Here is a 25,638-nt window from a genome sequence, read left to right on the forward strand (position 1 = left end):
CGTAGATCAGGCCCATGACCTTCCTTCCGGTCGGGCTGTGGCCGTCCGCTGCCTACGGGAGGACGCGGATGACTGTCTTCCCGCGGCGTCGCGTGGTCGGGTTGAGGGCGCCGATGGCATCGTCGAGGCTCGCGACGTCACCGATGTTGGTCCGCAGCCGTCCGTCCCGGACCCGCTGGACGATCTCACCGAGTTCGGCGCGATCGGCTTCGACGACGAAGTCGATGGCCAGGCCGTCAGTGGGCCGGGCTTCGACCGGCCCGACGATGGACACCAATGTTCCTCCGGCCTTGATCAGGGCGGCGGACTGATTTTGAACGTCGCCACCGATGACATCGAAGACCAGGTCGACGCCGCCGACGTCTTTCAGCGTGTCCGTCTCGAGGTCGACGAACTCGTGCGCGCCGAAGTCGAGCGCCTTCTCGCGGTCGGCGGCGCGTCCGGTGCCGATGACGTAAGCACCGGCTTCACGTGCGAGCTGGGTCACCATCGTCCCGACCGCCCCGGCTGCGCCATGGGCGAGGACGGTCTGGCCGGCCTGGAGGCGGCCGTGCTGGAACAGCCCCTGCCACGCGGTCAGACCTGAGATCGGCAGGGACGCGCCCACCGTGAAGTCGACGTCGCCCGGCAGCGGTGCGAGATTGCGTGCTTCGATCGCCACGTACTGCGCGAGGGTGCCGTCGCGGTGCCAGTCGGCGAGGCCGAACACCCGCTGCCCGACCGAGAGCCCCGTCGTGCCGTAGCCGAGGGCGGTGACCACTCCGGCCAGCTCGTGGCCGGGGATCGACGGTGTCCTGTCACGGCCGGCGCGATCGGCCCAGGTCGACGGCCACTCCATCTCTGTGGGGACGAAGCCCGATGCATGGATCTGAACGATGACGTCGTTGATCGCTGCGAGCGGCTCAGGCCGCTCCGTCAGCGTCATTTGGGCCGTTCCCGCGGCCTGGTCGGTGACCACAATGGCTTTCATCGAAATGGCTCTTCCTCGTATGTGTGGTGGGTTTTGGTTTCCGGGTGGGTTTTCAGATGAAGGTGAACAGCTGGTCGGCGTCGAAGCGCGAGATCGGGGTGGTGTACACCCTCTCCGGGTCGGGGTAGCCGAGGGCCAGCAGCACCGTCGTGGTGTGTCCGCTCTCGCGGATCTTGAAGGCCTTGTCGACACTGGTCGGGTCGAACCCCTCCAGCGGCGTGGCCTCGACGCCGAGCTCGGCGGCCGCCATCATGGTCAGGCCTACCGCCATGTAGGTCTGCTTCTCCATCCAGTGGTTCAGGTCCTTGTAGCCGTAGTTGCGCAGGTTGAGGAAGTCTCGGGTCATTGATTCCCACAGCTCCTGCTTCGACGGGTCAGGGAACCGGCCGTCGGCCCTCTCCTTCGTGAACACCGCCTCGAGGTGGCTGTCAGGCACATCTGCCCGGGTGGTGAGGATGATGGTGTGCGACGCGTTCAGGATCTTCTCGGCGTTGTCCTGGAATCGTTCGCCCAGGTTGTCGGCGAGCCGCTCCTTGCCTTCGGGCGTGGCGAGGACGTAGAAGTGGTTGGGCTGTACGTTCACCGATGACGGCGTGGAGCGCAGGAACCTCAGCAGCTGCTGAAGGGTTTCCTCCGGAATGGTCTTGCTGGGGTCGAAATACCTGGTGAGGTGCTTGCTCATGAGCTTGTCGAGATTCATGTCGATCTGCCTTCTTCGTGCGATGAGTAAGTGAGAAGCGGTGGTTCGCAGGGTTTGGGCTAGTTCGTGCCGCGGGCAAGCAGGTCGCTGATGCGCTCGAAGCTGATTCCTGTCGTCGCCGGGGCAAGGTCACCCGCGACCAGCGCCTTGGTGGCCTGTTCGAGTGCCTGCATCGCGTGGGTGTAGAGCGCTGGACCCACGCTGATGCGCTTGACGCCGGCCTTCTGCAGTTCAGCGACGGTCAGCACCTTGTCCGCCGGCGAGATGAGTACGTTGACCGGTGTCGGCGCGACGGCGGTGACGATCGCGACGAGTGCGTCGAGGTCGGGTGGGTAAGGGGCGTAGAGCACATCCGCGCCGGCCTCGGCGAAGGCCGTCAGACGCCGGATGGTGTCGTCGAGATCGGGCCGCCCCTGGATGAAGTTGTCGGTGCGGCCGGTGATGACGATGCGCCCCTTGGCCGCCTCGACGGCGCTGCGTATGCGGTTGACTGCCTCGTCGAAGTCGCGGATCGGTTGATCGGGGTTGCCCGAGGTGTCTTCGACCCCGATACCGGCCAGTCCGGACTCGACGGCGGCTTCCACGGTCGCAGCGACGTCTTGCGGCGTGTCGCCGTAGCCGTCCTCGAAGTCTCCGTTGACGGGCAGTCCGGTGAGCCGGCCGAGCAGCCGTGCATGTTCGAGGTGTTCGCCACGGGTGACTTCGTGACGCCCGTCGGGACGGCCGAGCGTGGCGGCGAGCGCCGCTGACGATGTTGCGATCGCCTCGAAACCGGCATCGGCCAGCATCAGCGCCGAGAGGCCGTCCCATGCGTTCGGCATGACGAGGCCGCCGTCGCGGGTGTGCAGCGCCATGAATTTCTCATAGACCTCAGAGCCCGGCATAACGAACCTTTCCTGGATGATCGTTAAAGAGATCGGTGGATCGAGCGGCTCGGTGCACCGCCTCGGCAGGGGCGCCGACGCTCATCGCGTCGCGCCGATCGGGGGGACGTCGGGGAAGTCGATGCCGGTCTGGTTGACGTTGTTGATGAAGTTGGTCAGCAGGACCTGCACCGCCACGGTGACGATCGACAGGATCTGCGGGTCGGTGTATCCCGCACTTCGCACCTCCGCCAGGTCGGCGTCGCTGACCTGGCCGTGGAAGTCCACTACCTGCTGAGCGAAACGCGCGACCGCGGCGCGCTTGGGATCGGTCGACCTGCCGGCCCGGGCCAGGTCGATGTCCTCGCTCGACATCCCACCGAGTTCGGACGATACGTAGCTGTGCAACGCCAGGCAGTAATCGCAACCGCTGGCTTCTGAGACGGCAAGCGCGATGGTGTGCCGCGTCTTCGCGTCCAGAACCCGGCTCAAGGTGGCCTGCAGTGTCATGACGACGTCGAGGACGGTGGGATTCGACGCGAGAGTCGCGAACATGTTCGGGACGAACCCGAACTGCGCGCCGACCTGATCGAGGACGCCCTTCGCCCCACCAGGGGCGGCGTCCGGAGCGGGAGCGTTCAGTCGCGGCATGTGGAATCAGTCTCCAGTGAGTGGTCGTCGCCAGGCGAGCATCTTTTTTTGGGCTCAGCAGCCCACTCCCTTGAGGCAACACCACGCACCACTGGGCTGTCAAGCCCAATCTGGAGTATCGTGTGGTGCATGACCTCAACCAACGGCTCCCGGGAGCCGTGCAAGCTCACCAGCAAGGGGCAGGCGACGCGGGCCCGCATCCTGGAGCACGCCGCGGAGCTCATCTACACCAATGGGGTCCACGCGACGAACAACGAACAGCTCCGCCGCGCCGCAGGCGTCAGCGGATCCCAGCTCAACCATTACTTCCCGACCAAGGAGAGTCTCGTCCTGGCCGTGATCGCCTGGCAGGCCGAGCGCGTCCTCACGTTCCACCGCGGTGAGCGATTCACCCACTTCGACAACCTCGACGCGTTGCGGGCGTGGGCGGATTACTACGTCGGCTACGAGCGCGCCTACCAGGAAGGCTGCAGCCTCGGCTCCCTGGCGAGCGAGATCATCAAGACGGACCTTGACGTCCACGACGAGCTCGCGAGCGCGTTCGATCAGTGGAGGGACATCTTCCGCGATGGAATCGAGCGCATGCAGCACGTCGGCCGCATCAGCCCTGAGGCAGATCCCCCACGGCTGGCCACGCTGCTCCTTGCGGCCTTCCAGGGCGGCATGCTCCTCGCCCAGGTCGCACGGGACATCGCTCCACTGAAAGATGCGCTGCAGACAGCCATCGACCATGTGCAGACCTTCGCGACGTCTCCCGACGCCGGCGTCATCGCACCGGGGACCGACGGTGGCGTGCACGAGGCCCGAGAACGTCTCGATCGTGAGGGCGTCAGCGGTGGGCAGGGGCAGCTCCTCTCGCGGTAGGACGGGCGGCAGCGCTGCAGGGTCGCGGTGCCGGCCAGGACCGGGCGCGCCCTGGTGGGACGAACGGCGTCGCCTCGTTACTCCTGCGGCTGCTTGTGGCGGCGGAGGACGCCCCGGTCAGCGAGGGACGCCTCCTCACCGCACCGGTAATTCGCCATACGGCGGCCATGCAGGTGGGAAGCCTGGATCCCGTCGCACGGGCGTTGATGGCGCGGAACGTGCCGGAGACGGGCTCCTTGTCCGGAATGATGTAACCGCTCGTCCGCGAGCCGGCCGCCGCCGATGCCCCTTGCCGGGTGGCGGTGGCGGTGACGTGCTGGGTGCTCGGGCCGGCCCGCCAGCCCTACTACCGGTGGCTGGACCGCCGGCGGCTTTTCAGGCCACGCGGGAACCCAGCCCGACCTCGTATCCACTCCGCAACGCTGGTGCCGTTCGGGGGATTGAATACGCAGACGGGCCTGTCCCAGTTGCCGCCCGCCTATGTCGACGCCGGTACCGAGAGACCTTTCAGGCAAGACGTCCCGGTCGTACTCGGATGGCACGTACAAGGTGAAGGCGAAGCCGGGGACGGCCGACAATGCGATCGGACCGGGCACGTACCGGGCGAAGGGTGACCCGGCGGACCGCTGCTGGGAGCGGACCTCCTTCACCTGGAGCATCCTGGGCAATGTCTTCCGCAGGGCCCGGTTCATGCGGCACCTGAAGGCAATGCTCTGACCGAGCCGCCCACCCCGGCCAGGCCGTGCCACGCATAACCCCCCGGAAGCGGGGCACCAGACCCTACGACCCGAGCTCCAGCAGGCGCATCCCCGACCTGCCCGAGCCCCGCGGCCCCACCCGCACCCCCCGCCGGTGGGGCCGACTCACGTACCGGCCTTCGGACCCGGAACAAGATCCCGCTGATCACACTGCGGTGATCGTTTACCGGCTCAGGCGGCGCGCTTCACGTGGCGGACCAGCCACATCAGCAGGGCGTCCAGGTCAGCGGCGGCCGAGAGGACTCGGTCGACCGCCTCGGGGGTGTGCAGCCACTCCTCGTAGCCGAGGGGGCGGGCGGCGATCAGAGAACGGTGGCGCAGCAGGTTCGTACGGGAGTGGTCTGCCGGATAGCCGCGCGGGGGGCGTTTCATCACGTCCCCGGAGATGTCGTAGCCCTTCTTCCGCACGTCCTCGACGATGGCGGACAGTTCGCGGCCGCTCCCCTCGGAGGCCACGGCTTTGCGGAACATGTCCACCTGGCCGGGATCGGGGTACCACCAGGCGCCCTGGATCCGCAGGCCGTCCAGGGAGAACCGGAGACCCAACTCGATCTTGCGGCCGAGCCGGATCACCGCGGCCTGGTGCTGCCACCACCAGGAGTCGGTGCGGTAGTGCCAGACGGAGAAGTCCTCGTACCGGGGGTCGGTGTCCGCGACCTCGTTGAGCAGGGCGATCATCGGCTGCCGGACCAGGCGTTCGCGGTCCGCGCGGTAGCGCTCGCGGGTCGCGTGGGTCGGTTCGCCCTGGAGCTGCCACAACACGTCCATGGCCTGCTCCGGCCAGCCGGTGAACTGTCCGCGCATGCGCGCAGGATAGCTCACCCATGATCCGCGCGCGGAGAGTGAGTCAGGCAGGCAGGCATAGCCCCGGACACGGTGGGAGATGTCGCGGCAGGGCTCGCCGGCCGGCTAGGTGTGCCGTGCGCGGAGGGGCGAGTTCGTCGAGGAACACGGAGAGCGCAGTCGATATGAAGCGGGCGGTGAGATCCCACAGGACGGTTGCGGGGAGCGGATGCGGTCCGGCACGTCTACCCACGATGTGCGCGTAGTCGAGCGCTCCCACCGCTCATCAACTCTTCCTACTTCAGCACGCTGGGGTCCTCGGGGCGGAGCAACTGCTGGGCGGCGAGCTCGGAGCGGGTCAGCTCGCGCAACCGCCCCATCCAGTTTCGTCCCCGACCGTCGGGGACATCTCTCCAGAACGGTGAGTCCGAGAGGCCGGTGTAGCTGATCCTGGCGTCCCCGGTGGAAACGAGGACCTGGGCGAGTTCAGGGTGCTGAGTGAACTTCGCGCGAAGGAGTTCTGCCATGACCGCGAGCCGAACGTCGGGCCAGTCACTCCGGTGCGTGGCCCGGCCACCCAGGTCATGCGCCTCTCTGCCGGAGGCCGCATCCCGGATTCTGCTTCTGTCGAAAGCGTCGGCCGTCGACAGCGCCCAGTACCCATGCAGTACGGACGCATAGGACTCGCCGGCGAACACGATCTGTGCAGGGAAGTCGTTGCGGAGCATGAACAGACCCGGCTGCTCAGGCCACCCCTGCGGGTAGACGGTTTCGCGCGATATGAGAGCAGGTCGGCCCGGTTCTGAAGGATCGTCGGCGTGCTGGACGGCTCGCCGCTCCCGCTCGCTCCGAACTCCCTGATCTCCGCGGCTGAAGTAATCCAGGACGTCCTGATGCATCTCCGCTGTCACCACCGGGCCATCGCCGTCGACGACCTCACCAATGTTCGTGAGCAGGATCCGCAAGGGACGGTCCTGGCGGTCCATATCTCCGAGGACGTAGATCCGAAGATGCGGCGGAACCGCCAGATATGCCGCCCGGAGCAGTGCTCGGTTGGACTCGGCCGGCTCCTGCTGAAAGTGTCGGATCGCAGCCCAGCAACGCTGCCCGGCAGTTGGTCGCTCATTGAGTGCTTCGATGCGATCAGCGACTTCCAGAAGAAAGCCCTCTGGTGTCAGCGGTTCGCCGTGACGGGACGCCCACTTCGATGGTTCGTCGGAAAGGGGTGGGGTCCCAGGGTCGGTCACCGCCAATCGGCCCGTTGCCAGCATCTCCTCGAGGCCGGCCAGGTCCGTACGTTCTCCGCAGGTGATCGCTCCATCCGCGAAGACGATCAAGTCGTCGAGGTAGTACTCACCGCCTGGTCGATAACGCCGCCAGATGTGGCACCAGGCCCCATCGATTCTCTCCCCGTCCACCATCCGATATGTCGGTCCCCGCCGAGTCATGGGCGCACGCCATCGCCTGCGAGACGATCATGGGAGTGGCACGGGAGTCCCCAGGCCGCTGCTTCCTGCCCGGGCGGAGAGGCCGGGTAGCAGAAGGCCTCAGACCGCGACGGAGAGCAGGTCCACCACGAAGACGAGTGTCGAGCCCGCCGGGATCAACGGCGAGGGTGACTGGTTGCCGTAGCCGAGGCGCGGGGGAACGATGATCTCGCGCCGGCCGCCGACCTTCATCCCTCTGACCCCGCGGTCCCAGCCCTTGATGACCTTGCCACCGCCCACGGCGAACTTGAACGTCCGGCCCCGGTCCCAGGAGGTGTCGAATTCCTTTCCGGACTCGAAGGTGACCCCGACGTAGTGGACCTGGACAACCCTGCCCGGCTTCGCCTCGAGCCCGTCCCCGACGACAAGGTCACGGATTGTCAGCTCGGTGGGAGCGTCACCCCCCGGAAGGTCGATCTCGGGCTTCGTCAGTTCACTCATCACAGCCTCATTCGCTCGCCGCCGGAAGCCCTCGTACAGACCGGCCAGGCGCATGGTCACCCCATGCAGTAGATCATCATGCTGCCGTGAACGCTGATCTCCTGGAGTGCATCAAGCCCGACGGAGCACGATGCTCGGCGTGACCGGGCGTGCTACGTCATCGGTTCGCGGCGCAGCACGGTGTGGCATCCCTGACCGCCGACCGCTGGTGTCATTCCTGCGGCGGCTACGCGGCACGCCGCCTGAGTCCGAACCAATGCGCCTGCTGTCAAGGGCAGTCGGCGGCCTACCGGGCCTCGTGGTGATTTCGCATTGCAGACCGTTCCGGGCGAGGGTCCGTGTGCTGGGGACGGTGGCCGTTACGGGGCGCCAAGTGGTCTGCGGCCGAAGTCCTTCGGGGGTTGATCAAGCTCCCAGCGTGACGAAGGATTCTTCCCTCGGTCGGGTGTGCCGGTGCCGCTCGGCGGCGGTCAGGAAGATGGGGCGCGCGGCGGCGACGGGCATGGGCAGGCAAACCGATCAGCAGAAGTGGATCACGGCGGGCAGCAGCCTGCCGCATCCGCTTCTCGTCCGGTCGGGAAGGATGTCCGCCATGTCCACCACCGGTGCCGGAGCCGACAGTCAAGGCGCGGGACTTTGTCGGATCGGCGCGTGGGGATGCCCTTCCCCCGCTCACGACAGCGTGGCCGCCTTGCGCAGCAGCACCGATCGTTCGCGGGTGTTGCGGCACAGGCGGGCGGCGAGTTCGAGTTCGGCCCGGGCCTCGCCGGTCCGGCCGAGCCGGCGCAGCAGTTCGCCACGCACGCTCGGGAGCAGGTGCGATCCGGACAGGCGGTCGGTGGCGACCAGGTCGTCGACGATGGCGAGCGCTTGCTGCGGCCCGGTCGCCATCGCGACGGCGACCGCCCGGTTGAGCTCGACGACGGCGGAGGGGGCCACCTGGCCCAGCGCCTCGTAGAGCAGCACGATGCGCTCCCAGTCGGTCTGCGCCACCGAGGGGGCCGTCGCGTGGCAGGCGGCGATCGCGGCCTGCAGCCCGTAGGGCCCCAGGCCGCGTCCGACGGCGGCGGCCCGGCCGATCGCGGCCAGGCCGCGGCGGATCGCGGAGCGGTCCCACAGGCGCCGGTCCTGATCCTCGAGCAGCACCGGATCCCCGTCGGGGCCGGTGCGGGCGGGAAAACGCGCGGTCGTCAACTCGCACAGCGCCAGCAACCCGGACACCTCCGGTTCGTCGGGCAGCAGGGCGGCCAGCATCCGGGTCAGCCGGATCGCCTCGTACGCGAGGTCGGGGCGCAGCAGGTCGTCGCCGGCGGTCGCTGTCGAGCCCTCGGTGAAGATCACGTACAGCACGCTCAGCACCCCGCCGATGCGTGCGCGGCGCTCCTGGGACGGCGGCAGCTCGAACGGCACTCCCGCCGCGGCGATCGTCTTCTTCGCCCGGGTGATTCGTGCCTGGACGGTCGGCACGGGCACCAGGAACGCGCGGGCGATCTCCTCGCTCGCCAGTCCGGCGACCGTGCGTAGCGTCAATGCCACTCGTGCCTCGGGCGCCAGCACAGGGTGGCAGGCGATGAACATCAGCGCGAGGACGTCGTCGTCCACCTGGTCGGGGTCCCACAACAGGTCGTCGGCCCGCTCCGGCGGGGCCTGCGCGCCCGAACTCGTCTCTCCCTCGGCGAGTTGGCCGCAGAGCAGGGCGTACCGCTCGTCGAGGGCCGCGCGGCGGCGGTAGTTGTCGATCGCTCGCCGCCGCCCGGTGGCCAGCAGCCAGCCCACCGCGTTCGCCGGCGCGCCCTCGCGCGACCAGCTGACGAGCGCCTCGGCCAGCGCCTCCTGGGCGACGTCCTCGGCGAGCCCGAAGTCCCCGGTGTAGCGGGACAGCGCGGCGACGATCCGGGCGGACTCGATCCGCCATACGGCCTCCACGGCCCGCCGAGCCGCCTGCGGGCTCGCCGGGCCTTCCGCGTCCGCGGCCATCAGAGCTGGCCGGTCCGCTCGCGCCACACCCGCTCCCTGGCGATCCACTCGTTGTCCTGCGGGAACTCGTCGATGCCCGGTACCCGGCGGATCTCGCACTTCGAGCCGGCGACCGCCGGGAGGCGCTTGGCCCACTCGACCGCCTCCTCCTTCGAGGCCACGTCGATCACGTAGAAGCCGCCGAACAGTTCCTTCGTCTCGCCGTAGGGACCGTCGGTGACCACCGGCGTCTCGCCGCTGAAGTCGACCACCACGCCCTGCCCCGGGTCATCCAGCCCTTCGGCGGCGACCAGCACACCGGCCCGGATCAGCTCCTCGTTGAAGCGGCCCACCGTCTCGAGCATCTCCTCGAAGGGCGTCTCCATCATCTTCGCCATCGACTCGTCCGTGCCGCGCATGATCAGCATGTACTTCGCCATCTTCGGCCTCCTGTGTACGGGGTCGTCCCTCGACCCTCTCACCCCTAGGTCGAACGGCACGACCGCGGATCGACACGACGCCACTGCGACTTACGCCGAACACGACGCCAGGCCCGGATGCCGGAACGACAGCCGCACTCCGCCCGGTCGGGGCCCACGCCGACGTGGGCTGGCTACCGCGTACGAGCGGATCCGGGCCCAGGGCAGGGTAAGGATGCGGGGCCGTCCTCGGTGATGGCGATGAACTCCCCCGTGGCCCTCCGCGGGGGAAAGCCAACCGGCCACCGGCAGCCTACGCACTGGACCGGTCGCTGGATGACTTCCAGGCACCGGTCAGGCAGGCTCCACGTCAGCTCCACGTCAGCCTCCGAAGGACTTCGAGAGGCGACCACCAGGGTGCAGCAGGAGGCCTTGCTTCCGGAAAGACCCCGGTCGTCGACATACCCCGCCGCGTGCCCCCGGCCGGTGTGCGGGGCCGATCTCGGGCGGCTCCGCACACCGACCCGTCGACGGCTACTGCTCCCCGGCCGGTGTAGGTTCCGGGAGATTTCGCAGGCGCGTCACGAGGGACCGGCAGATGCGCTCGATCTCAAGGTCGGAGGCGACGGCATCACTCCAACGGTCATTGCCGCGGTGGGGCTGTTCAAGTGTCGTCTTGATCCGGGGAAGGGCGGGACGTGCTGCCTGGCCCATGCGGTTGAGGCAGGCGAGGACATCGCGCGCAGTGGAGTCGTTGTCCTTCCAGGCGTTCAGCAGCGCCGACACAACGGTGTCGGCCTCGCAATCTCCGGCTATGTCCCACAGAGCTGATGCGGTACGGACGAGAGTCCATGCGTTTCCCGTGTTCAGTACGGCCGCGTCGTTCGATTCGTTCCGTGCGTTCTCCTCGGCCTGATCGCTCAGTATCTGTCGCAGGCGCGGCAGTACGGGAGCGGCGGGAGGGCCGATGCGGCCGGCGAGGTCGATCGCGTCGAAGTTCCGGTGGTACTCCAGGAGGCGTTCCAGCAGCGGCACCACGGTCTCGGGGCGGCGTTCAAGTTCCCAGACGCAGCTCGCCGCGGCTGTACGGACACCGACGTTGTCCGCGTCGGTGAGGGGACGGACAACATTCAGAGCGGACGCCGCACGGGGACCAAACGACGCGAGCGCCTTCAAAACAGGCTCCGCGGTACGCCACTGCTTGTGTCGGACGGCGGTGTGGACGGTGCAGGCGAGTGCCGGCACGGCCGCCGGGTCGCCGAGCCTGGAGAGGGTTCTGGTGAGAGCCGTGAGGCCGAAACCGAACTGCTCCCGGGAGTGGTCGACTTCGGCAAGCCGGCGAACGAGTCGGGGCGTGAGTTGCGCGGCGGCATGAGGCAGGTGACAGGCCGCGGGCACCGCGCGCCAGGCGTCGGTGCCGGTGTCCAGCGCGACGAGCAGGCTGGGCAGGGCCCGTTCGTCGCCGAGACCGGCCAGCGCCACGACGGCCTGTTGATGGGCGCGGCGCAGAACACGATGAGGGCTCGCCCACGCATCGGGCCGGTGCTCGGTGACGTAGGCAGCGAGAGCTTCCCGTGCCGGCTCGGCGAGGCCGGCCAGCTGCCCGAGGGCCTCGGCCGCGGCCGCGGCGGTGTAGGAGTCGTGCGGCTGCAGGCGGTCACCGATGAGCCGGACGAGGCGGGTGTGATCGCCCCGCCAGGAGGTGATCAGACGGCGCGCCATGTCGATGGCGTCGTACCGGGTGCCAGGGTCCGCGCTGCGCAGCTGCTCGGTGAGCAGGGCTTCCCGGTCGTCGAAACGCGCGCCGAGGGCCTCGTGGAAGGCCGTGAGCAGCGGCGTGGTGGCGGCGTGGACGCGTCCGTGGCGTTCGAGGTCGTCGAAGGCGGCGGCGATGTGCCCGGGGACATCCGGGTCGGGTTCGGGCTCAGCCTCGCACGTACACGGACCTGTGGAAGCCCGGTCCTCTTCAAGCCGGGGCGACGGCGTGATCTCGCGAAGCAGCAGGATCGCGGTCGGTACCGTCCGGTCGTCGACGGACTCGGGGGCGCAGCGGGCCCGGTGGACGAGCGCGGCCAGGCGGGTGTCCGGGGCTGTGGAGCCGTTGTCGGCCAGCGCGTCGAACCATGGCCGTGCCGGTCCGGCGGCCGCAGGCAGACGGAGTACGAGGTCTGCCATCGTCCGCACCACCAGCCCTCGCTCGGCCGCGCCGCTCTCCGTCTCAAGGTGGTCCCGCAGCAGTGCCACCGCGCGTTCGGCGTCGTCCAGGAAGAGCCCCAGGCCCTCGATCGCCGCCCCGCGCACCCGCGGGTCGGGGTCACAGGCGTAGGCGACGAAGGCGTCGGCGTGCTCGCGCATCAGGTTCGCGGTGTCCGGGTAGATCGTGGAATCTTCCCCGTCGGGGCCGCAGACGACAGCGTAGATCTCCTCGGCGTCGATCACCTCCCGCCCTATGTTGAGCAGCAGCGCGACGACAGCCCCGCGGTCAGGCGTCGCCGGATCGTCCGCCATAGCGAACAGGAACGGCAGACTGGCCACCGTGCTCGAATACACGCTTCCCTGGTGAAGGGCCTTGCTGTAGAAGTCGCTGAACGCCTCCTTCCGCGTGTCGGGGTCGGGAGAGACCATGCCGCACAACCACCCCGGCACGTCGTCACCCGGCCCGTAGGCGTGCTCCAGAGCTGCCCAATCGATGCTGTTCAAGTCGTTGATCATGCCCGGCACTATGCCGGGCAGCACTGACATACCCGCCCACCGCAGATACAGCCGACCCACTGGGCGCTGACGAGCGAGGAATACCGCTCACATCGAATGACGCTCCCTGCCGACCGGTGCCTCGCAGTGGACGGCGGCTCGACGCGAGGCGTATGCGAACGACCTCGACGCCGAGCGCTCGCTCGTTGCCGTGACGGCGAAGACGAACCGCAGCAAGGCCGATCAGGACCCGAGCACCTGGCTGCCGCCGCCGGCCGACGCCCGCTGTACGTGTGCTGCGGACCGGGTGGCACGGATACACGACCTTGTCATCAGGACCGGCCGCGAGGAGGTTCGTCACCGACCACAACGCGTCGGGGGGTTGTCACTGCGAGGTGGTATCCATCCGGCATGAACATCGATCAAGCTGACCCTGCCGAACTGGTGGCGCTCCGTGCGGCCTTCGACGTCGATGACGGTGAGGAGTCGGCTCTTGGCTGGGAGGCAGTCCATGCCTTCGAGGCCGAACACAAAGTCGTGCTGCCCGAGCCGTATCGGACCTTCGTCGCCGAGATGACGGACGGTTCGTACTCCGGGCCGCCAGAGTACGGGCTGTTGCCGGTGGCCGATTTGCCCAACGACTGGGGCGATGACGAGCAGGAACGCGACCTGAGCAAGCCGTTCCCGCTGGTGGCGCCATGGATGTGGGAGGAAGACTCGGACCGGTTCGAGGATGCCGACGAGATCCTTGAGCAGGTCTACAACCACGGCTCGATCGTGCTCGGCACCGACGGATGCGCGATGAACTGGCATCTCATCGTGGCCGGACCTCACCGAGGACACATCTGGCTGATCACTGACGTGGGCGCTGCCCCCTTCGGCGAGCAGTTCGGGTACACCACCGCTGAACCCGGCTTTGCCGGCTGGGTCCGGCACTGGGCCGCGAACAAACCCTGGTATGACGCTGCGTGACACTCCGCGAGTCGTCGAAACCTCCCGGCGGGCCCGGTAGTGCCGGGCGCTGTCGGCGGGCACCGAGCGTGGGGCTGCGACTCAAACCGTGCCGGCAGACAGGCCACAGCTCGCCCTGCTCCGGGCTCAGGGCCTGCCGGCCGAGGCGGACGGCCTGGTGGCCGCGCTGGAGCATCGTTGACCTGACATACCGTCATGAAGGGGGAGCTCTCGCCGGCCACCCGCGGTGAAGCCGATGGCATGGCCGTGCTTGCGAGCGGATTCGTGGCCTTCGAGGGTGCGGGTTCGGTGGTACTCGCGCCACGTACCGGACATCGCTGCCAGCGCGGTGAATACGGCGCTCCGCGGCGAGGCGAGCACAGCGGGGATCGGTCGGCGCGGGGCGCTGGCCGCAGGGGTATGGCCAGTCGATCGGCATGCCCTTAGGGCAGCCGAAGGCGGTCGGTCAGCAGTCGTGGAAGGGCGGTCGACCGAGGTTGTCCCCGTGGGCGCTGCGGTCGGGGGGCTCGGACCGCGCCGCCTGGCGGAGGTGCTCGGCGAGCGTCGCGGTTGCTGTCGAGGTGGCGCGGTCCGTGACGCCCCAGGCCAGCAGGTGGTGGCGGCGGGCCCAGCGCTCCTGGAGTTCGCACACCTCCAGGCTCTGGCGGGGGTCGATGGCCCGGCGCGGGACGACGGCGAGCCCGGCGCCGGCGGCGGCCAGGGAGATGAGGACGCCGAGGTCGGTGACGGTGGTGCGGTGGCGCACCACGGGAGCATGGGGTCCCAGGTGCTTTTCGATCCAGCGGCGCAGCGAGGAGTCGGCGTCGAGGCCGACGAGTGGGTGTTCGGCGGCCTCGCGGTAGGTGAGCGCGGTGCGCCCGGCGAGGATTCCTCCGGCCTGCCCGATGACGACGAGGGAGTCGTCGCCGAGCGGCTCCGTGCGCAGTCCGCAGCCGCCGGCCTCGTCGTCCAGGACGATGCCCAGGTCCGCCTCGCCGTCGGCGAGTTTCCGCTCGGTCTGCGGGGTGCGGCTCTCGGACGCGGTGACGTCGGTGTCCGGGTGGGCGCGGAGGAATGAGATCAGGGCCTGCGGTACGAGCCGGTGCATCGCGGAGCCACCGCCGAGCAGGATCAGCGGCGCGGCCGGGGGCCGGGTGTAGCTCGCGACGGCGCTTTCGAGTCGAGCGGTCCGGTCGAGGACGTCGCGCGCGTGGCGGGCCAGGGTCGTGCCCGCCGGGGTGGGCCGTACGCCTCGGCGTCCGCGGATCAGCAGGGCCACTCCGGCGTGGTGTTCCAGCGAGCGCACTCGGGCGCTGGCCGAGGGCAGGCTCAAGTGCATGCGGCGGGCGCCCGCGGTGATCGATCCCTCCGTGACGATGTGGAGGAACAGTCGCAGATCGTCCAGGTCGTAGCGCATCGGGTCAGGCTAAGGCCCAGCCTGAGGCAGGGTGTGGTGATTCCGCATTGTGAAAGCACGTTCCCACGGGTGACGCTCGGCGGATGACCGAGCTGGCCCTTGTCCTGCTGACCGGCGTCGCCGCCGGAGTCCTGAACTCCGTCGGAGGCGGCGGAACCTTCGTGGCGCTGCCCGCACTCGTCGCCGTCGGCCTGCCGCCGGTGACGGCGAGCGCGGTCGCCCGGATAGCCCTCGTACCCGGCGCCGTGACCGGCGCCTGGGTGTACCGGCGCGAACTCGCCCCGGTGGGAGGCGCGTCCACCACTGCGTTGACCGCGACCAGTGTGGCCGGCAGCGGGGTCGGTGCCTTCCTGCTGCTCGTCCTGCCCGCCTCGTCGTTCGAGTCCGCGTCGCCGTGGCTGCTCGCCTTCGCCACCGTGGTCCTCGCCCTCGGCCGCCACCTGTCCCGCGTGCTGGGCCGGGTGCTGGACCGCTCTCCCGGCATGAGTACGCGGGCCGTACTGATCGGCCAGTTCCTCATCGCCGTGTACGGCGGATACTTCGGCGGAGCCGTAGGCATTCTGATGGTGGCCCTGTGGAGCATCGGCCTCGGCCTCGATCCCGCGGCCGGCAACCCGATGCGGATCACTCAACTCGCGGCCGTCTTCCTCACCTCGGGCGTACTGTTCCTGTTCACCTCGGACGCACTGCGCGCCCCCATGCTCCTGGCCGCCCTGCTGGTCGGCGCGACCGCTGGTGGCTTCGCGGGCGCCCACCTGGCTCGCCGTCTTCCCGCCCGGCTGCTGCGTGGCGTCCTTCTGGCGACAGCCACGGTGACGACCGTCCTGTACTTCCTGCGCGGCTGACCATGCGGGGAAACCACGCTTGATCATCCCCATCGTCGAGCTGAGGCTGACTGACATGATCGAAGGCGGCTCGGGAGCCACCGCCCCGTACACGGATGCGGCGCGGGCGAGGCTGGTGATGGCCTACGAGGCATGCGAACTGGCCGACCTTGCCCGTGCATTTGTCCCGATCGGCGAGCACCAGCTGAACCCCGACGGCACCAACCGTTCGCCGGGCACCGTGCTGGCCGACGCCGCCCGAGCGGTCGGGGCCGCGCAGCGGTTCTTCGAGGCCGCGGCCGTGTTCGAGCGGATGGGCGGTGCCGACTGGCAGGTCATCGGTGATGTCCTGGAGGTGTCTGCGCGTACCGCGCAGGCGCGCTTCGCGATGGCCGAGACCGCCTTCCGGGAACTGCTCTTCCCCGAAAGGGGTCCAGCCGCGGGTGAGGCGGGTCGGTTGCGCGCCTACGTGACTCCTCCCCCTCGTAAACGAGGCGGCTTCTCACTTGACCCCACGGGGTCTCATGACGGCCAAGCCCTGACCGCTGCCGAGACAGGATCGCAGCGTACTACGCCGCTTCGCGGCTCCGATTCTCATGATGCGTTTCCCGCCCGGCCTGAACTGAAGGCCGGGATTCCCACGCAAGATCAGGGATGGCCAGGGAACCGTTGGAAGTGGCCCTCGATCTCGACGACCGGGTTCTGCGCCACGAGGACGGCGGCAGCAGCCTCGACACCACGCCGTCTCCGGCGGCCTGGTCCGGAGGGGTCCTCGACGACGCGCTAAAGGGCTGTCCCGTAATCCCTGGCGGGCGCACGACGACAGCTACCGCACCTCGCCGCGTTGCCGGAACGCCCGGATACGTCCAGTATGAGGACGCCCCTCCGCCTTGCGATGCACCGCATCTGACGCCGCGTACTGATCCACCAGGGATTACGGGACAGCCCTTACGAGCTCGTTAAACGCGCTCCTGCGCGGGCGCCCACTGGGACTGACTGTCCGCATGAGCATGCGTGCCTGCGTTGTCCGCGGTTGCGTGTGAACCCGAAACGCTGGTGTTTCACAGTTCAGCCACTGCTTCCCGCAGGTACGTCTCCAGCCGCCTGACCGATGCGGTCACGCCTTTCGTGTCGAGCCGGCAGGTGTAGAGGCGACGGACGAGTGTGGGCTGCCGCATGGGCACGACCACGACGCTCGGCGGAGCGTCCAACAACAACAACCGCGGCAGCAGCGCGACGCCGAGACCCGCCGCGACGAGATTGAGCGCGGTGCGGAAGTCCATGCCGTCGAAGTCCAGACGATGTCCGCTTCCCCGATCGCCGTCGAGGGCAGACGCTGCCAGGTCACGGAAGTCGACCGCGGTGTTGATCCATGCGTCCGACGGCAGGTCGGCCGGGGTGACGCTGTCGGCTCCGGCCAGGGGATGACCGACGGGAAGGGCGACCATGATCGGATCGTCCATGAGGTGCTCTTGCATGAGCCCGGCGGGCGCCGGCCCCGGAGCGTGTTCGTAGTCGAAGGTGATGGCCAGGTCGATCTCTCCCCGGAACAGCAGCGCATGCGTCTCACGCTGCTCAAGCTCACGGAGTGTGATCTGAACTGCCGGATGGCTCGCCCGCAGGCGTGCGAACGCGGGAGGGACGATGGAGGCCGCCGCCGAGATGAACGCACCGAGCCGCACCTCGCCGCCGGTTCCGTCCGCGATCGCCGCGAGCTCGGTGGCAGCGCGAGTCATCGACACGCTGATCGCGGCCTCGGTGTCGAGAAGGACCTGCCCGGCCTCGGTCGCGCGGACGGGCCGTCGGACCACGACGCGCGCACCGACCCGCCGTTCCAGTTCCGCAATCTGCTGCGAGACCGCGGACTGGGTGTAACCGAGCTCCTCCGCGGCAGCGGCGAACGAGCCGATACGCACGACAGCCTCAAGGGTCACCAGATGCCGCGGATCGAACAACCAAGACATGAAGTTAAGGATATCTTATCGACCAAGAAGAGATCATTGTTTGATTTAATTCGGAGACGTGGCCGACGCTGGACGCATGCATCACGCAATTCGACGCCGCGATCGACAAACTCCCCCGACGCCGGGTCGGGTTCTACCCCACCCCGTTCCACGCCTTGCCCAACCTGTCGGCGGCGTACGGAATCAACCTCTTCATGAAGCGCGAGGACCTGGCAGGACCCAGCGCGATCAGCGGGAGCAAGATGCGCCTGGCCGAGTTCATCCTGGGGCGGGCCCTCGAGAACGGGGTGACACACGTCATCACCCAGGGCGCATACCTGACGAACTCGGGCCTGCAGTTCGCCGCCGCCTGCCTGAGCGCGGGAATCACGCCGATCCTGGTTCTGACGCGCAACGTGCCCCGGCATGGCGAGCTCGGCGAGTTCCGCGGCAACTATCTGCTCAACAAGACGATGGGGGTCGAAACCCACGTCATCAACGTCAGCGGCAACGAATGGCATGCTCCGGACGAGGCCGCGCGGGTCACCGACACCATTGCCACGCGCAAGGCCGAACTTGAGGCGTCGGGGCACAAGGTCCTCGTCGTCGGGGCCGGTGGTGCGCACCCCGACGGCTTCATCGCGCACGCCCTGACGTTCCGGGAGATGCTCGAACAGTGCGATGCCGCAGGGGTCGAGCTCGACCACGTCTACCACACGATCGGCACCGGGACCGCGCTGCCGGGGCTGCTGGCAGCCAAGCTGAGCCTGGGACACCCGGTGAAGCTCCGGTCGGTCTCCGTCCAGAGGCTCAATGACGAAGACCGGATGAACCCCGGCGTCATTGTCGAACGCACCAAGGCGGTGCTGGCCACCTTGGGCGCGCCCGTACCCGACGACACGACGATCCGCGCCGAGATCGACATCGACCAGCGCTTCATCGGCGAGGAATACGCCGTCGCGTCCCCCGAAAGCACAGCAGCCATCCGCGAGCTGGCCCGGGCAGAGGGCGTCTTCGTCGGCCCCGTCTACACCGGCAAGGGACTCGCCGGATTGCTCGACCACGCCCGCAGTGGACGGATCCCCGCCGACAGCAACGTCGCGTTCCTGCACACCGGAGACACCGGCAACCTGTTCGAAATCCCCCAAGTCGTCGGCCACATCACCGACTGAGCGCGCAGCGGGCCGAGCCCGCCGTGGACCTCCCGGCGCAGCCTCGGGCCGGCCTGTCGTCTCCGACCGCGCCCAACTGGGCGATATCGTCCAGCGCGTGCGGGACGGACGCCTGCGGACAGTCATCGACAACTGGCAAACCCTCGATGATGCGGATGCGCCGTTCGGTCCGACCGAGCGAGCCAAGGGAAAGACGGTCATCCAGATCCGTCCGTAGCGGGGCAAAGACCACCCACTGCCCGTCACGTCGTGACGGGCGAGCGAGGACCAGCGTGGAGAGAGGCACACAGATGAAAGCGATCGTGGTCACGGACCCGGCCGCCGGAACCGCTGGGATGACGCTGACGGAACGGCCCGACCCGGACGCGGCGCGCCTCGCCAGTCTTGACGGCGCGAACTACGGCGACGTCGTCGTGGAAGTCCATGCGTCAGGTTTCACCGGAAACGAGCTGGAGTGGCCCTCGACCTGGATCGATCGCCTCGGGCGGGACCGGACGCCGTCGATCCCCGGTCACGAGGTGGCCGGCGTGGTCACCTCTCTCAGCTTCGGAACGGCGGGCCTGTCGGTCGGACAGCGCGTGTTCGGCCTCACCGACTGGACCCGCGACGGCACCCTGGCCCAGTACGTCGTCGTCGAGGCACGCAACCTCGCTCCCCTGCCCGGCGACGTCGACTTCACGGTCGGCGCGAGCGTCGCGATGACGGGCCTGACCGCGTGGCAGGGGCTGTTCGAGCACGGTCACCTCTCGGCGGGGCAGAGCGTGCTCGTGCACGGTGCCGCCGGCGCGGTCGGTTCGATGGCGGCGCAGCTCGCCCGCGAGGCCGGTGCGTACGTCATCGGCACCGGACGCGCAGCCCACCGCCAGACGGCGCTCGGCTTCGGCGCGCACGAGTTCATCGACCTCGACAACGACACACTGGAAGACGTCGGCGCGGTCGACCTCGTATTCGACGTGTTCGGCGGTGACATCGGGACACGATCCGCGCGGCTGGTGCGAGCCGGAGGAACATTCGTGACCGTCACCGGCCCGCCGCAGGCGCGGCCGGCCAACGGCCTGGCGATCGACTTCGTCGTCGTCTCCGACCGGACCCAACTGAGCGAGATCGCCCGGCGGGTGCAGGACGGACGTCTGCGGACGCACATCGGCCAGGTCGCAAGCCTCGACGATGCTGTCGCTGTCCTCGACCCGACCCGGAAGGTCAACGGGAAGACGATCATCCGCGTCCGGTGAAGCAGGGGCGGATGGTGGTCTCGTCGCGGGTCCAGGTGGTGGCTCGGAGACGGTGGACGGCAACGGTGTTGAGCCCGTACGTGAGGTACTGGGCGACGGTGGTGTCGCCGGGGTGGGCGGGGAGGCCGTGGTTGCGTCGCGGTCGGGTCGAGGCCGGGCAGGTCGGTGTGTGCGGGCCTGTTCGGTGCGCCAGGTGCGGCGGGCGTCGCGCGGACGGCCGCCGCGCTCGAGGCCTCCGCGTCGATTTCACCGACATCGACCGCCTCGATCTCGGCTACTGACGCGCCCGCGCACGGCAGGCCGCACTGCTGCATCTGTGACTGAGCACCACAGTTGGCGGATGAGCGCTCCGGTCGGCGAGCCGAGTCCTTCAGATGGCGAACCCCTGGAAGGTGCCCTGAGGGCCCTGCTCGGCGGCTTCTTTGAAATCGCCGAAGGACAGGTTGGCGATCATCAGGTTCGCGTGTATCTCGTGGACGCCTGCGGGGACGGTGCGGAACTCGCCGCCGTCCGCTTCGAACTCCTCGTCGCTGTCGCACTCTTCCCTGGCCAGCACGGCCACCGCCAGCAACGTGAGGGGACCGTCGCGCATCGAGTCGCGGTCGGCGAGGAAGACCACGCCCAGTTCCTCATCGGCAACCGCCGCGGAGAGGATCTGAGCCGAGGTGCATCCCGCCCACTTCGGATCATCGGCGATATGGACGTACGGCTCGAAGTCCCCATCACCCCAGGACCTCATCAGCTCCTCTTTCACCGCAGTCCATGCCTGCTCGTCGCGGTAATCGGTCCTGATGATCAGCGCCGCGTCCCGGTCGCGCCCCGCCGGCCACCCCATACGGTCACTCACGTCACTGCCCACCCATCCGCGCAGGTCACAGCCCGCGCAATCCGTACGCACGCTACGCGAGACCGCTGACACACCCAGGAGCGGTTCAGCAGGCCGGTCCTGCGCCTGGCCTGCCTGCTGGAGCGCCGTCCGGCCCGATGGACGGTGATCGAAGGCGGTCAACAGCTGGGGGTCGAGGCCGAACCGAGTCATCAGGTCGGTGGGAGAGCTCCCGTGCGGTCTCCCCCAGTGCCCGGTCCGTACCGACGCGGGCCAGCGCGGCGGCCACCGGCTGGATACGGTGCGGGCGGCGCGCGTCATCGGGAATGGTCAAGAAACTCCCGTACTCGCAGATGACCGGTGCCGGCGAAGCTGCCGGTGGGGCGGCAGCGATGGCAGCGGTCAGATGCAGAACGCTGTCCACGCGGAGCCGGCGCGCCGGCTCGACGGCGATGGCAGCAAGATCCTGGCAGCATGCCCCCCACCACGTCCTGGCGCAGGACCAGGCATTCTTCAGGCACCTCTCCCGGGACTGCCTCACGCATGGCCTTCCAGGACAGGTCGGCCGCCGGCACGACACTGCCGTCGTGGTGCAGTTCTGCGTAGATCTCCCGGCCGCCGCCCAAGGTGAGCGTGCTCAGCACCCAACGGCGCAGCCCGGGGCGCGGATTGCTCGTGAAGTACTCCAGGCCCGCCGGGGGGCCGCCGGTCCGGGCCCGAAAGGGCGCGGTCACCTGGGTCGGGTCGAGCCGCGTGGCGAAAAAGCCATGGCGCGCGCTGGACCTCGCTCATCCGGCGCAGCTGGGCCGGTTCTTCAAGTTCGTCGGTGGTCAGCCGGTCATCGCGCTCGCCCGCATCGGCATCGGCCTGCCGGATCCGTCCACGCACGGGCGGGATGCGGCCTCCGCTCGACGGCCGGCCGCCTGCTCACGGGCTTCGGTCCGGTCGTGCGGTATGTACGCGTTCAGGGCCGACGTCGGTGTGCAGCCCCGCAGCGGGTCGGCGGGCGCGATGACCGCGATGCCGGAGCGCTTCAGATCCTTGACGACGCCGTTCCAGCTGGAGGAGTCCGCGAAGGAGCCGTGCACCAGCACCACCGGCGGCTTGGCGCCCGGGCGGTGGGACTCGATCCCGGTCGCCTCGGTGGCGCCGGCGGGTGTGGTGATCATCAGGGCCAGCGCTGCCGCACCGGCGGCGGTCCCGAGGGCGGCGTACGTCCGGAAAGAGTGGCTCTTGGGCTTGTGGTTCATCGGTGATCTCCCTGTCGGATCCTCATGGGCGGCTCCGGGATTGCGGACTGTCCGGCGCCACACCAAAAACCCTAGAGCGAAATTACCTCGCCCACAAGTTACACGTGGGTGATTTGCTCGTGAAATGGGTGATGGATCACGGGTGCGACGCGCCTGACCAGTACCGCGGCGAGAAAGGGAGCACTTCCTGTTACCTGCCCCACTAAATCGACAGAAAAGGGATATCGAAGCTGTCCTCGCTCATGGACGACCAGTTGCGCTTCGCCTTCTACGCCGCCCACCGCGCAGCGACCGGCATGTACCGGCCACCGCTCGAGGCGGCCGATCCGACGGCCTCACGCCGCCGCCCGGAGGCCGATGGCCTCATCGCCTGCCGGCGTCGGCCGACGACGAGCAGGTTGTCGAGCCGCTTTCCCGAGAAGGGCGCCGCGAGGCGTGAACGCGGGCGGGCCCGCAGGCGGCGAGAGGGTCGGTAACGGCCTGGAGGCAGCGCCTTCATGGGGGCGAGCGGCATGAGTGCCCCGTCGGTCCGGTGGCCGCCTGCGAGCGCGTGCGCAATGTCGTCGCGCAGGTCCGGCAAAGGGGGGCTGCGCCCGGCGCCATCCGGGAGCGGGCACAGTGGACGGGGGTGGGAGAAACCGGGACGGTTCGCGTGATAATCCACTCGCGCATGTACTGATGGCCGATGCCGCAGAGCGCAGCGTGCGGACGCACGGCAGACGCCGCGACGTCGTCCTCTTCTTCGACGCCGAACCCGAGAGCGGGATGTACGTGGCCGAACCTCAGAACATCCACCGCACTACCCCACCGCACCAGAGCGCAGGCCGGGCGGGACTCAGCAGGCGCGCGAAAGCCGGGACCGAACGATGAGGCTCGCTCTCACGGCAGGGTTCGGGGCAGCGTCACCATGGTCACCTTGAAACAGCCCTTGAGCTGGGCAAACGTGCCCGGCGTCCGGTGAGACACGTAGCCCGGCCACTCCAGTGGCAGCCACGCCGAACCTCATGATCCCGGCTGATGCCGGGGTGCGAAGCGCAGGTGGCGGCCGGCGGCGGATGCCCGATCGAGCATGCTCGGGGCGGTGATCCGTCCGGGGAATCGTTCCCGGCGGATCAGCGACGGGGCGGCACCCGGGTCAGGTTGCGGAGAGGTTGGCCGCCAGACGCTCAAGGAAGGACTTGGCATCCTCGATCTCCCGAGGGCTCATGCCGACAGCCTCGCCCATGGCGGCGGGGACGGCGCGAGCGCGCTCGCGAAGCTCGGTCCCCTGCTCGGTGAGGGTGATCTGCACCGAGCGCTCGTCACTCGCCTGGCGCTCGCGCCGGATGAACCCGTGAGCCTGCAGGCGCTTGAGCAGCGGGGTCAAGGTGCCGTAGTCGAGCTGCAAAAGCGTGCCCAGAGCCTTGATGGGAAGGGCGCCGTGCTCCCACAGCACCAGCATCACCAGGTACTGGGGATAGGTCAGATTGAGCTCGTCCAGCAGCGGGCGGTAGCGACTGGTCACCGCGCGCTGCGCCGCGTAGAGGGCGAAGCACATCTGGTCCCCGAGGAGCAGGCTGACCTCGGCGGCGTCGCCCTGTCCGGCATCCGTCTCGATCTTGCTCATCACGACTCCTTCTCTGTGCAAATTTTTCACGCATAGTTAGCCTACTCCAAAACTTACATGCTCAACATTATATTGTGCACACTTAATAGACGGACCGCCCGGCGGCGGCACCCTGGACACACCGCAGCGTCATCACACACCCGACCGCCATCCGCGCCACGGCGCCGTCGGCACCTCACGTCCGCACCCACACCCGATCACCGGAGCGGTCCAACCGGGGATTTACGCGCAGGGGAAAGCCGTCCCATCCCACGTTCCGCGGCGACCTTCAGGGCGCCCATCACCTCTCGGGGCCTCAGCACCCCGTCACCCCTGCGGTCGGCCGGTGCCAAGAAGCGGCCCGCGATCACCGAGAGTGACAGCAGTGCGCAGTCCTTGGCGCCCGCCGTATCGGACCGGCTCGGCCGAAGACACCGTCGCCACAGGGGCGGACTCGACATGCCGATCAGCAACGCGGGCGAGACGCCGCACCTCCGTCGAAACCGTGGGCCGCGCAAGAAGCGGCTCTCCGGAGCGCTACCGCGAGCCGGACCCGGGCCGTCCGCAGCGTCACGCGTGTGCCGCACCGCGGCACATTCCGGCCGCCCTTGAAGCCCTGGACGCCTCGTCACCGTCGCCGGGCCCACAAGGATGACCGCCTCGCAGAAGCCCCCCCCCGAAGGGCCCGCACGCACCGGCGCCCGTGCGGCGGCTGCCCGTGGCGCACCGGCCCGCACAGCAAGGGCTCCACCCGAGCGCCGGGGTCGGCCGCACCCGAAGGGACGCCACCGGGCCCCGGAGACCGGGGCCCGACCCGCCGACTGTTTCCTTTGCCACACTTTCAGTGCCTCAGTTTTACTTGCGCACGAGTTAAGTGCCGGATAGGTTTCTTGGCAGGTCGAACCGCTGGATGAGCCACCCCGCCATCCATCCCGCCACCTGTTGAACCGGTGACGCACAGATGCGTGAAATGCGCTCGTGCCAAGAAGCAAGGACACCCCCCATGGATCTGAAACTCGAAATGATCGTGCTGCCCGTCTCCGACATCGACCGGACCAAGGCCTTCTACGAGGCAGTGGGATTCCGCCTGGACGTCGACTACACAGCCAGTGACGACTTCCGGGCGGTCCACTTCACACCGCCCGGCTCCGAGTGCTCGATCATCTTCGGCGAGGGAATGACCTCCACCGCCCCCGGCACGACCCAGAGCCTGTACCTCATCGTCACCGACATCGAAGAGGCCCACGCCGAGCTCACCCGCCGCGGCATCGACGTGAGCGAGGTGTTCCACGACGCCGGAGGACTCCTCCACCACGGCCACGACGTCGGAAACGCCGTCCACCACGGCACAGGCCAGGAGCGGCTGACAGGTCCTCACCCCGAGCGCGCCTCCTACGGCTCCTACCTCACCTTCAGCGACCCGGACGGCAACGGCTGGGTGCTCCAGGAAGTGACACAGCGCGCCCCCGGCCGCTGACACCACAACGGCCATGACCGACCAGGACCGCGGCCACGCCCCTTCGACCCCTGGCCACAGTCACAACGGCCATGACCGACCAGGACCGCGGCCACGCCCCTTCGACCCCTGGCCACAGTCACAACGGCCATGACCGACCAGGACCGCGGCCACGCCCCTTCGACCCCTGGCCACAGTCACATCGGCCATGACCGACCAGGACCGCGGCCACGCCCCTTCGACCCCTGGCCGCAGCACCCGTGAAGCCGAACACCCGCACCCCTGGAACCGACCCACCAGGCGCAATGGCGCGCCCCACCACCAGTGGTCCGGCTACCAGGCAACCGCATCAACCGGGCACCGCTCTGCGGATCTCCCCGGTGAAAGCGCGGAACAGCG

General features: G+C 68.7%; 24 protein-coding genes and 1 pseudogene. 10 read left to right on the plus strand and 15 right to left on the minus strand.

The window, feature by feature from the left end:
- Positions 1-52 precede the first annotated feature (52 nt).
- The 4 genes from OG963_RS01565 to OG963_RS01580 all read right to left on the minus strand — a co-directional run bounded on the left by OG963_RS01565 (position 53) and on the right by OG963_RS01580 (position 3,184).
- Positions 53-970 (minus strand): NADP-dependent oxidoreductase, encoded by a 918-nt coding sequence (locus OG963_RS01565; protein ID WP_093779090.1) that lies wholly within the window; start codon positions 968-970, stop codon positions 53-55.
- Between the two features lie 52 nt (positions 971-1,022).
- Positions 1,023-1,670: a nitroreductase family protein gene (locus tag OG963_RS01570; protein ID WP_093779092.1), complete on the minus strand. Its 648-nt coding sequence runs from the start codon at positions 1,668-1,670 to the stop codon at positions 1,023-1,025.
- A 59-nt stretch (positions 1,671-1,729) separates the two neighbouring features.
- A complete protein-coding gene (locus tag OG963_RS01575) occupies positions 1,730-2,554 on the minus strand; it encodes an isocitrate lyase/phosphoenolpyruvate mutase family protein (RefSeq protein ID WP_093779094.1) in 825 nt (274 codons plus the stop codon).
- A gap of 81 nt (positions 2,555-2,635) precedes the next feature.
- The gene (locus OG963_RS01580; RefSeq protein ID WP_093779096.1) at positions 2,636-3,184 is read right to left on the minus strand and encodes a carboxymuconolactone decarboxylase family protein; all 549 of its coding nucleotides are present in this window, start codon (positions 3,182-3,184) and stop codon (positions 2,636-2,638) included.
- 129 nt (positions 3,185-3,313) lie between these two features.
- Between OG963_RS01580 and OG963_RS01585 the strand changes: the two genes are divergently transcribed.
- On the plus strand, positions 3,314-4,048 hold the full coding sequence (locus OG963_RS01585) for a TetR/AcrR family transcriptional regulator (protein ID WP_371798203.1): 735 nt from the start codon (positions 3,314-3,316) through the stop codon (positions 4,046-4,048).
- A 480-nt stretch (positions 4,049-4,528) separates the two neighbouring features.
- The gene (locus tag OG963_RS01590) at positions 4,529-4,765 is read left to right on the plus strand and encodes a hypothetical protein (RefSeq protein WP_371798204.1); all 237 of its coding nucleotides are present in this window, start codon (positions 4,529-4,531) and stop codon (positions 4,763-4,765) included.
- Positions 4,766-4,977: 212 nt separating this feature from the next.
- Here OG963_RS01590 and OG963_RS01595 read toward each other — a convergent pair whose 3' ends face one another.
- The 6 genes from OG963_RS01595 to OG963_RS01620 all read right to left on the minus strand — a co-directional run bounded on the left by OG963_RS01595 (position 4,978) and on the right by OG963_RS01620 (position 12,604).
- Complete coding sequence (locus OG963_RS01595) at positions 4,978-5,610, minus strand: DUF2461 family protein (RefSeq protein ID WP_362277203.1); 633 nt, start codon at positions 5,608-5,610, stop codon at positions 4,978-4,980.
- A gap of 275 nt (positions 5,611-5,885) precedes the next feature.
- Positions 5,886-7,010, minus strand: coding sequence for an NADAR family protein (locus tag OG963_RS01600; RefSeq protein WP_371798205.1), 1,125 nt, complete (start codon positions 7,008-7,010; stop codon positions 5,886-5,888).
- Positions 7,011-7,136: 126 nt separating this feature from the next.
- Positions 7,137-7,517 (minus strand): FKBP-type peptidyl-prolyl cis-trans isomerase, encoded by a 381-nt coding sequence (locus OG963_RS01605; RefSeq protein WP_093779239.1) that lies wholly within the window; start codon positions 7,515-7,517, stop codon positions 7,137-7,139.
- Positions 7,518-8,189: 672 nt separating this feature from the next.
- The gene (locus OG963_RS01610; protein ID WP_319740967.1) at positions 8,190-9,521 is read right to left on the minus strand and encodes a DUF6596 domain-containing protein; all 1,332 of its coding nucleotides are present in this window, start codon (positions 9,519-9,521) and stop codon (positions 8,190-8,192) included.
- A complete protein-coding gene (locus OG963_RS01615; protein WP_093779108.1) occupies positions 9,494-9,913 on the minus strand; it encodes a YciI family protein in 420 nt (139 codons plus the stop codon). Before OG963_RS01615 ends, OG963_RS01610 begins: the two co-directional genes overlap by 28 nt.
- Before the next feature lie 513 nt (positions 9,914-10,426).
- The gene (locus OG963_RS01620; protein WP_371798206.1) at positions 10,427-12,604 is read right to left on the minus strand and encodes a HEAT repeat domain-containing protein; all 2,178 of its coding nucleotides are present in this window, start codon (positions 12,602-12,604) and stop codon (positions 10,427-10,429) included.
- 112 nt (positions 12,605-12,716) lie between these two features.
- Between OG963_RS01620 and OG963_RS01625 the strand changes: the two are divergent.
- Positions 12,717-12,998, plus strand: a pseudogene (locus OG963_RS01625) (hypothetical protein); the annotation flags it as partial.
- Entirely contained in the window at positions 12,995-13,555 is a 561-nt protein-coding gene (locus OG963_RS01630) for an SMI1/KNR4 family protein (protein ID WP_371798207.1), read from the plus strand. The pseudogene OG963_RS01625 and the gene OG963_RS01630, both read left to right, overlap by 4 nt.
- Positions 13,556-14,000: 445 nt before the next feature.
- Here OG963_RS01630 and OG963_RS01635 read toward each other — a convergent pair whose 3' ends face one another.
- Positions 14,001-14,951: a LysR family transcriptional regulator gene (locus tag OG963_RS01635; protein ID WP_030934613.1), complete on the minus strand. Its 951-nt coding sequence runs from the start codon at positions 14,949-14,951 to the stop codon at positions 14,001-14,003.
- Positions 14,952-15,034: 83 nt separating this feature from the next.
- Between OG963_RS01635 and OG963_RS01640 the strand changes: the two genes are divergently transcribed.
- Entirely contained in the window at positions 15,035-15,796 is a 762-nt protein-coding gene (locus tag OG963_RS01640; RefSeq protein WP_371798208.1) for a sulfite exporter TauE/SafE family protein, read from the plus strand.
- Between the two features lie 19 nt (positions 15,797-15,815).
- The gene (locus OG963_RS01645) at positions 15,816-16,562 is read left to right on the plus strand and encodes a hypothetical protein (protein WP_371798209.1); all 747 of its coding nucleotides are present in this window, start codon (positions 15,816-15,818) and stop codon (positions 16,560-16,562) included.
- A 274-nt stretch (positions 16,563-16,836) separates the two neighbouring features.
- Here OG963_RS01645 and OG963_RS01650 read toward each other — a convergent pair whose 3' ends face one another.
- Entirely contained in the window at positions 16,837-17,739 is a 903-nt protein-coding gene (locus tag OG963_RS01650) for a LysR substrate-binding domain-containing protein (protein WP_093779116.1), read from the minus strand.
- A gap of 101 nt (positions 17,740-17,840) precedes the next feature.
- Between OG963_RS01650 and OG963_RS01655 the strand changes: the two genes are divergently transcribed.
- Together OG963_RS01655 and OG963_RS01660 are read left to right on the plus strand one after the other, a co-directional pair.
- Positions 17,841-18,890 (plus strand): 1-aminocyclopropane-1-carboxylate deaminase/D-cysteine desulfhydrase, encoded by a 1,050-nt coding sequence (locus OG963_RS01655; protein WP_371800249.1) that lies wholly within the window; start codon positions 17,841-17,843, stop codon positions 18,888-18,890.
- A 290-nt stretch (positions 18,891-19,180) separates the two neighbouring features.
- On the plus strand, positions 19,181-20,122 hold the full coding sequence (locus tag OG963_RS01660) for an NADP-dependent oxidoreductase (protein ID WP_319740961.1): 942 nt from the start codon (positions 19,181-19,183) through the stop codon (positions 20,120-20,122).
- Between the two features lie 370 nt (positions 20,123-20,492).
- Here OG963_RS01660 and OG963_RS01665 read toward each other — a convergent pair whose 3' ends face one another.
- Both OG963_RS01665 and OG963_RS01670 read right to left on the minus strand, forming a co-directional pair.
- Positions 20,493-20,969: a hypothetical protein gene (locus OG963_RS01665; RefSeq protein WP_256328289.1), complete on the minus strand. Its 477-nt coding sequence runs from the start codon at positions 20,967-20,969 to the stop codon at positions 20,493-20,495.
- Between the two features lie 809 nt (positions 20,970-21,778).
- Complete coding sequence (locus tag OG963_RS01670; protein WP_093779122.1) at positions 21,779-22,198, minus strand: hypothetical protein; 420 nt, start codon at positions 22,196-22,198, stop codon at positions 21,779-21,781.
- 678 nt (positions 22,199-22,876) lie between these two features.
- On the opposite strand from OG963_RS01670, the gene OG963_RS01675 reads away from it, so the two are divergent.
- Positions 22,877-23,068, plus strand: a complete 192-nt coding sequence (locus tag OG963_RS01675; protein WP_143020033.1) for a hypothetical protein — start codon at positions 22,877-22,879, stop codon at positions 23,066-23,068.
- A gap of 265 nt (positions 23,069-23,333) precedes the next feature.
- On the opposite strand, the gene OG963_RS01680 is transcribed toward OG963_RS01675, so the two are convergent.
- Complete coding sequence (locus OG963_RS01680; RefSeq protein WP_093779126.1) at positions 23,334-23,804, minus strand: MarR family winged helix-turn-helix transcriptional regulator; 471 nt, start codon at positions 23,802-23,804, stop codon at positions 23,334-23,336.
- Between the two features lie 982 nt (positions 23,805-24,786).
- On the opposite strand from OG963_RS01680, the gene OG963_RS01685 reads away from it, so the two are divergent.
- Positions 24,787-25,260, plus strand: a complete 474-nt coding sequence (locus tag OG963_RS01685; RefSeq protein WP_319740958.1) for a VOC family protein — start codon at positions 24,787-24,789, stop codon at positions 25,258-25,260.
- The last annotated feature ends 378 nt before the right edge of the window (positions 25,261-25,638 follow it).

This window comes from Streptomyces sp. NBC_01707, assembly GCF_041438805.1.
Lineage (GTDB): Bacteria > Actinomycetota > Actinomycetes > Streptomycetales > Streptomycetaceae > Streptomyces.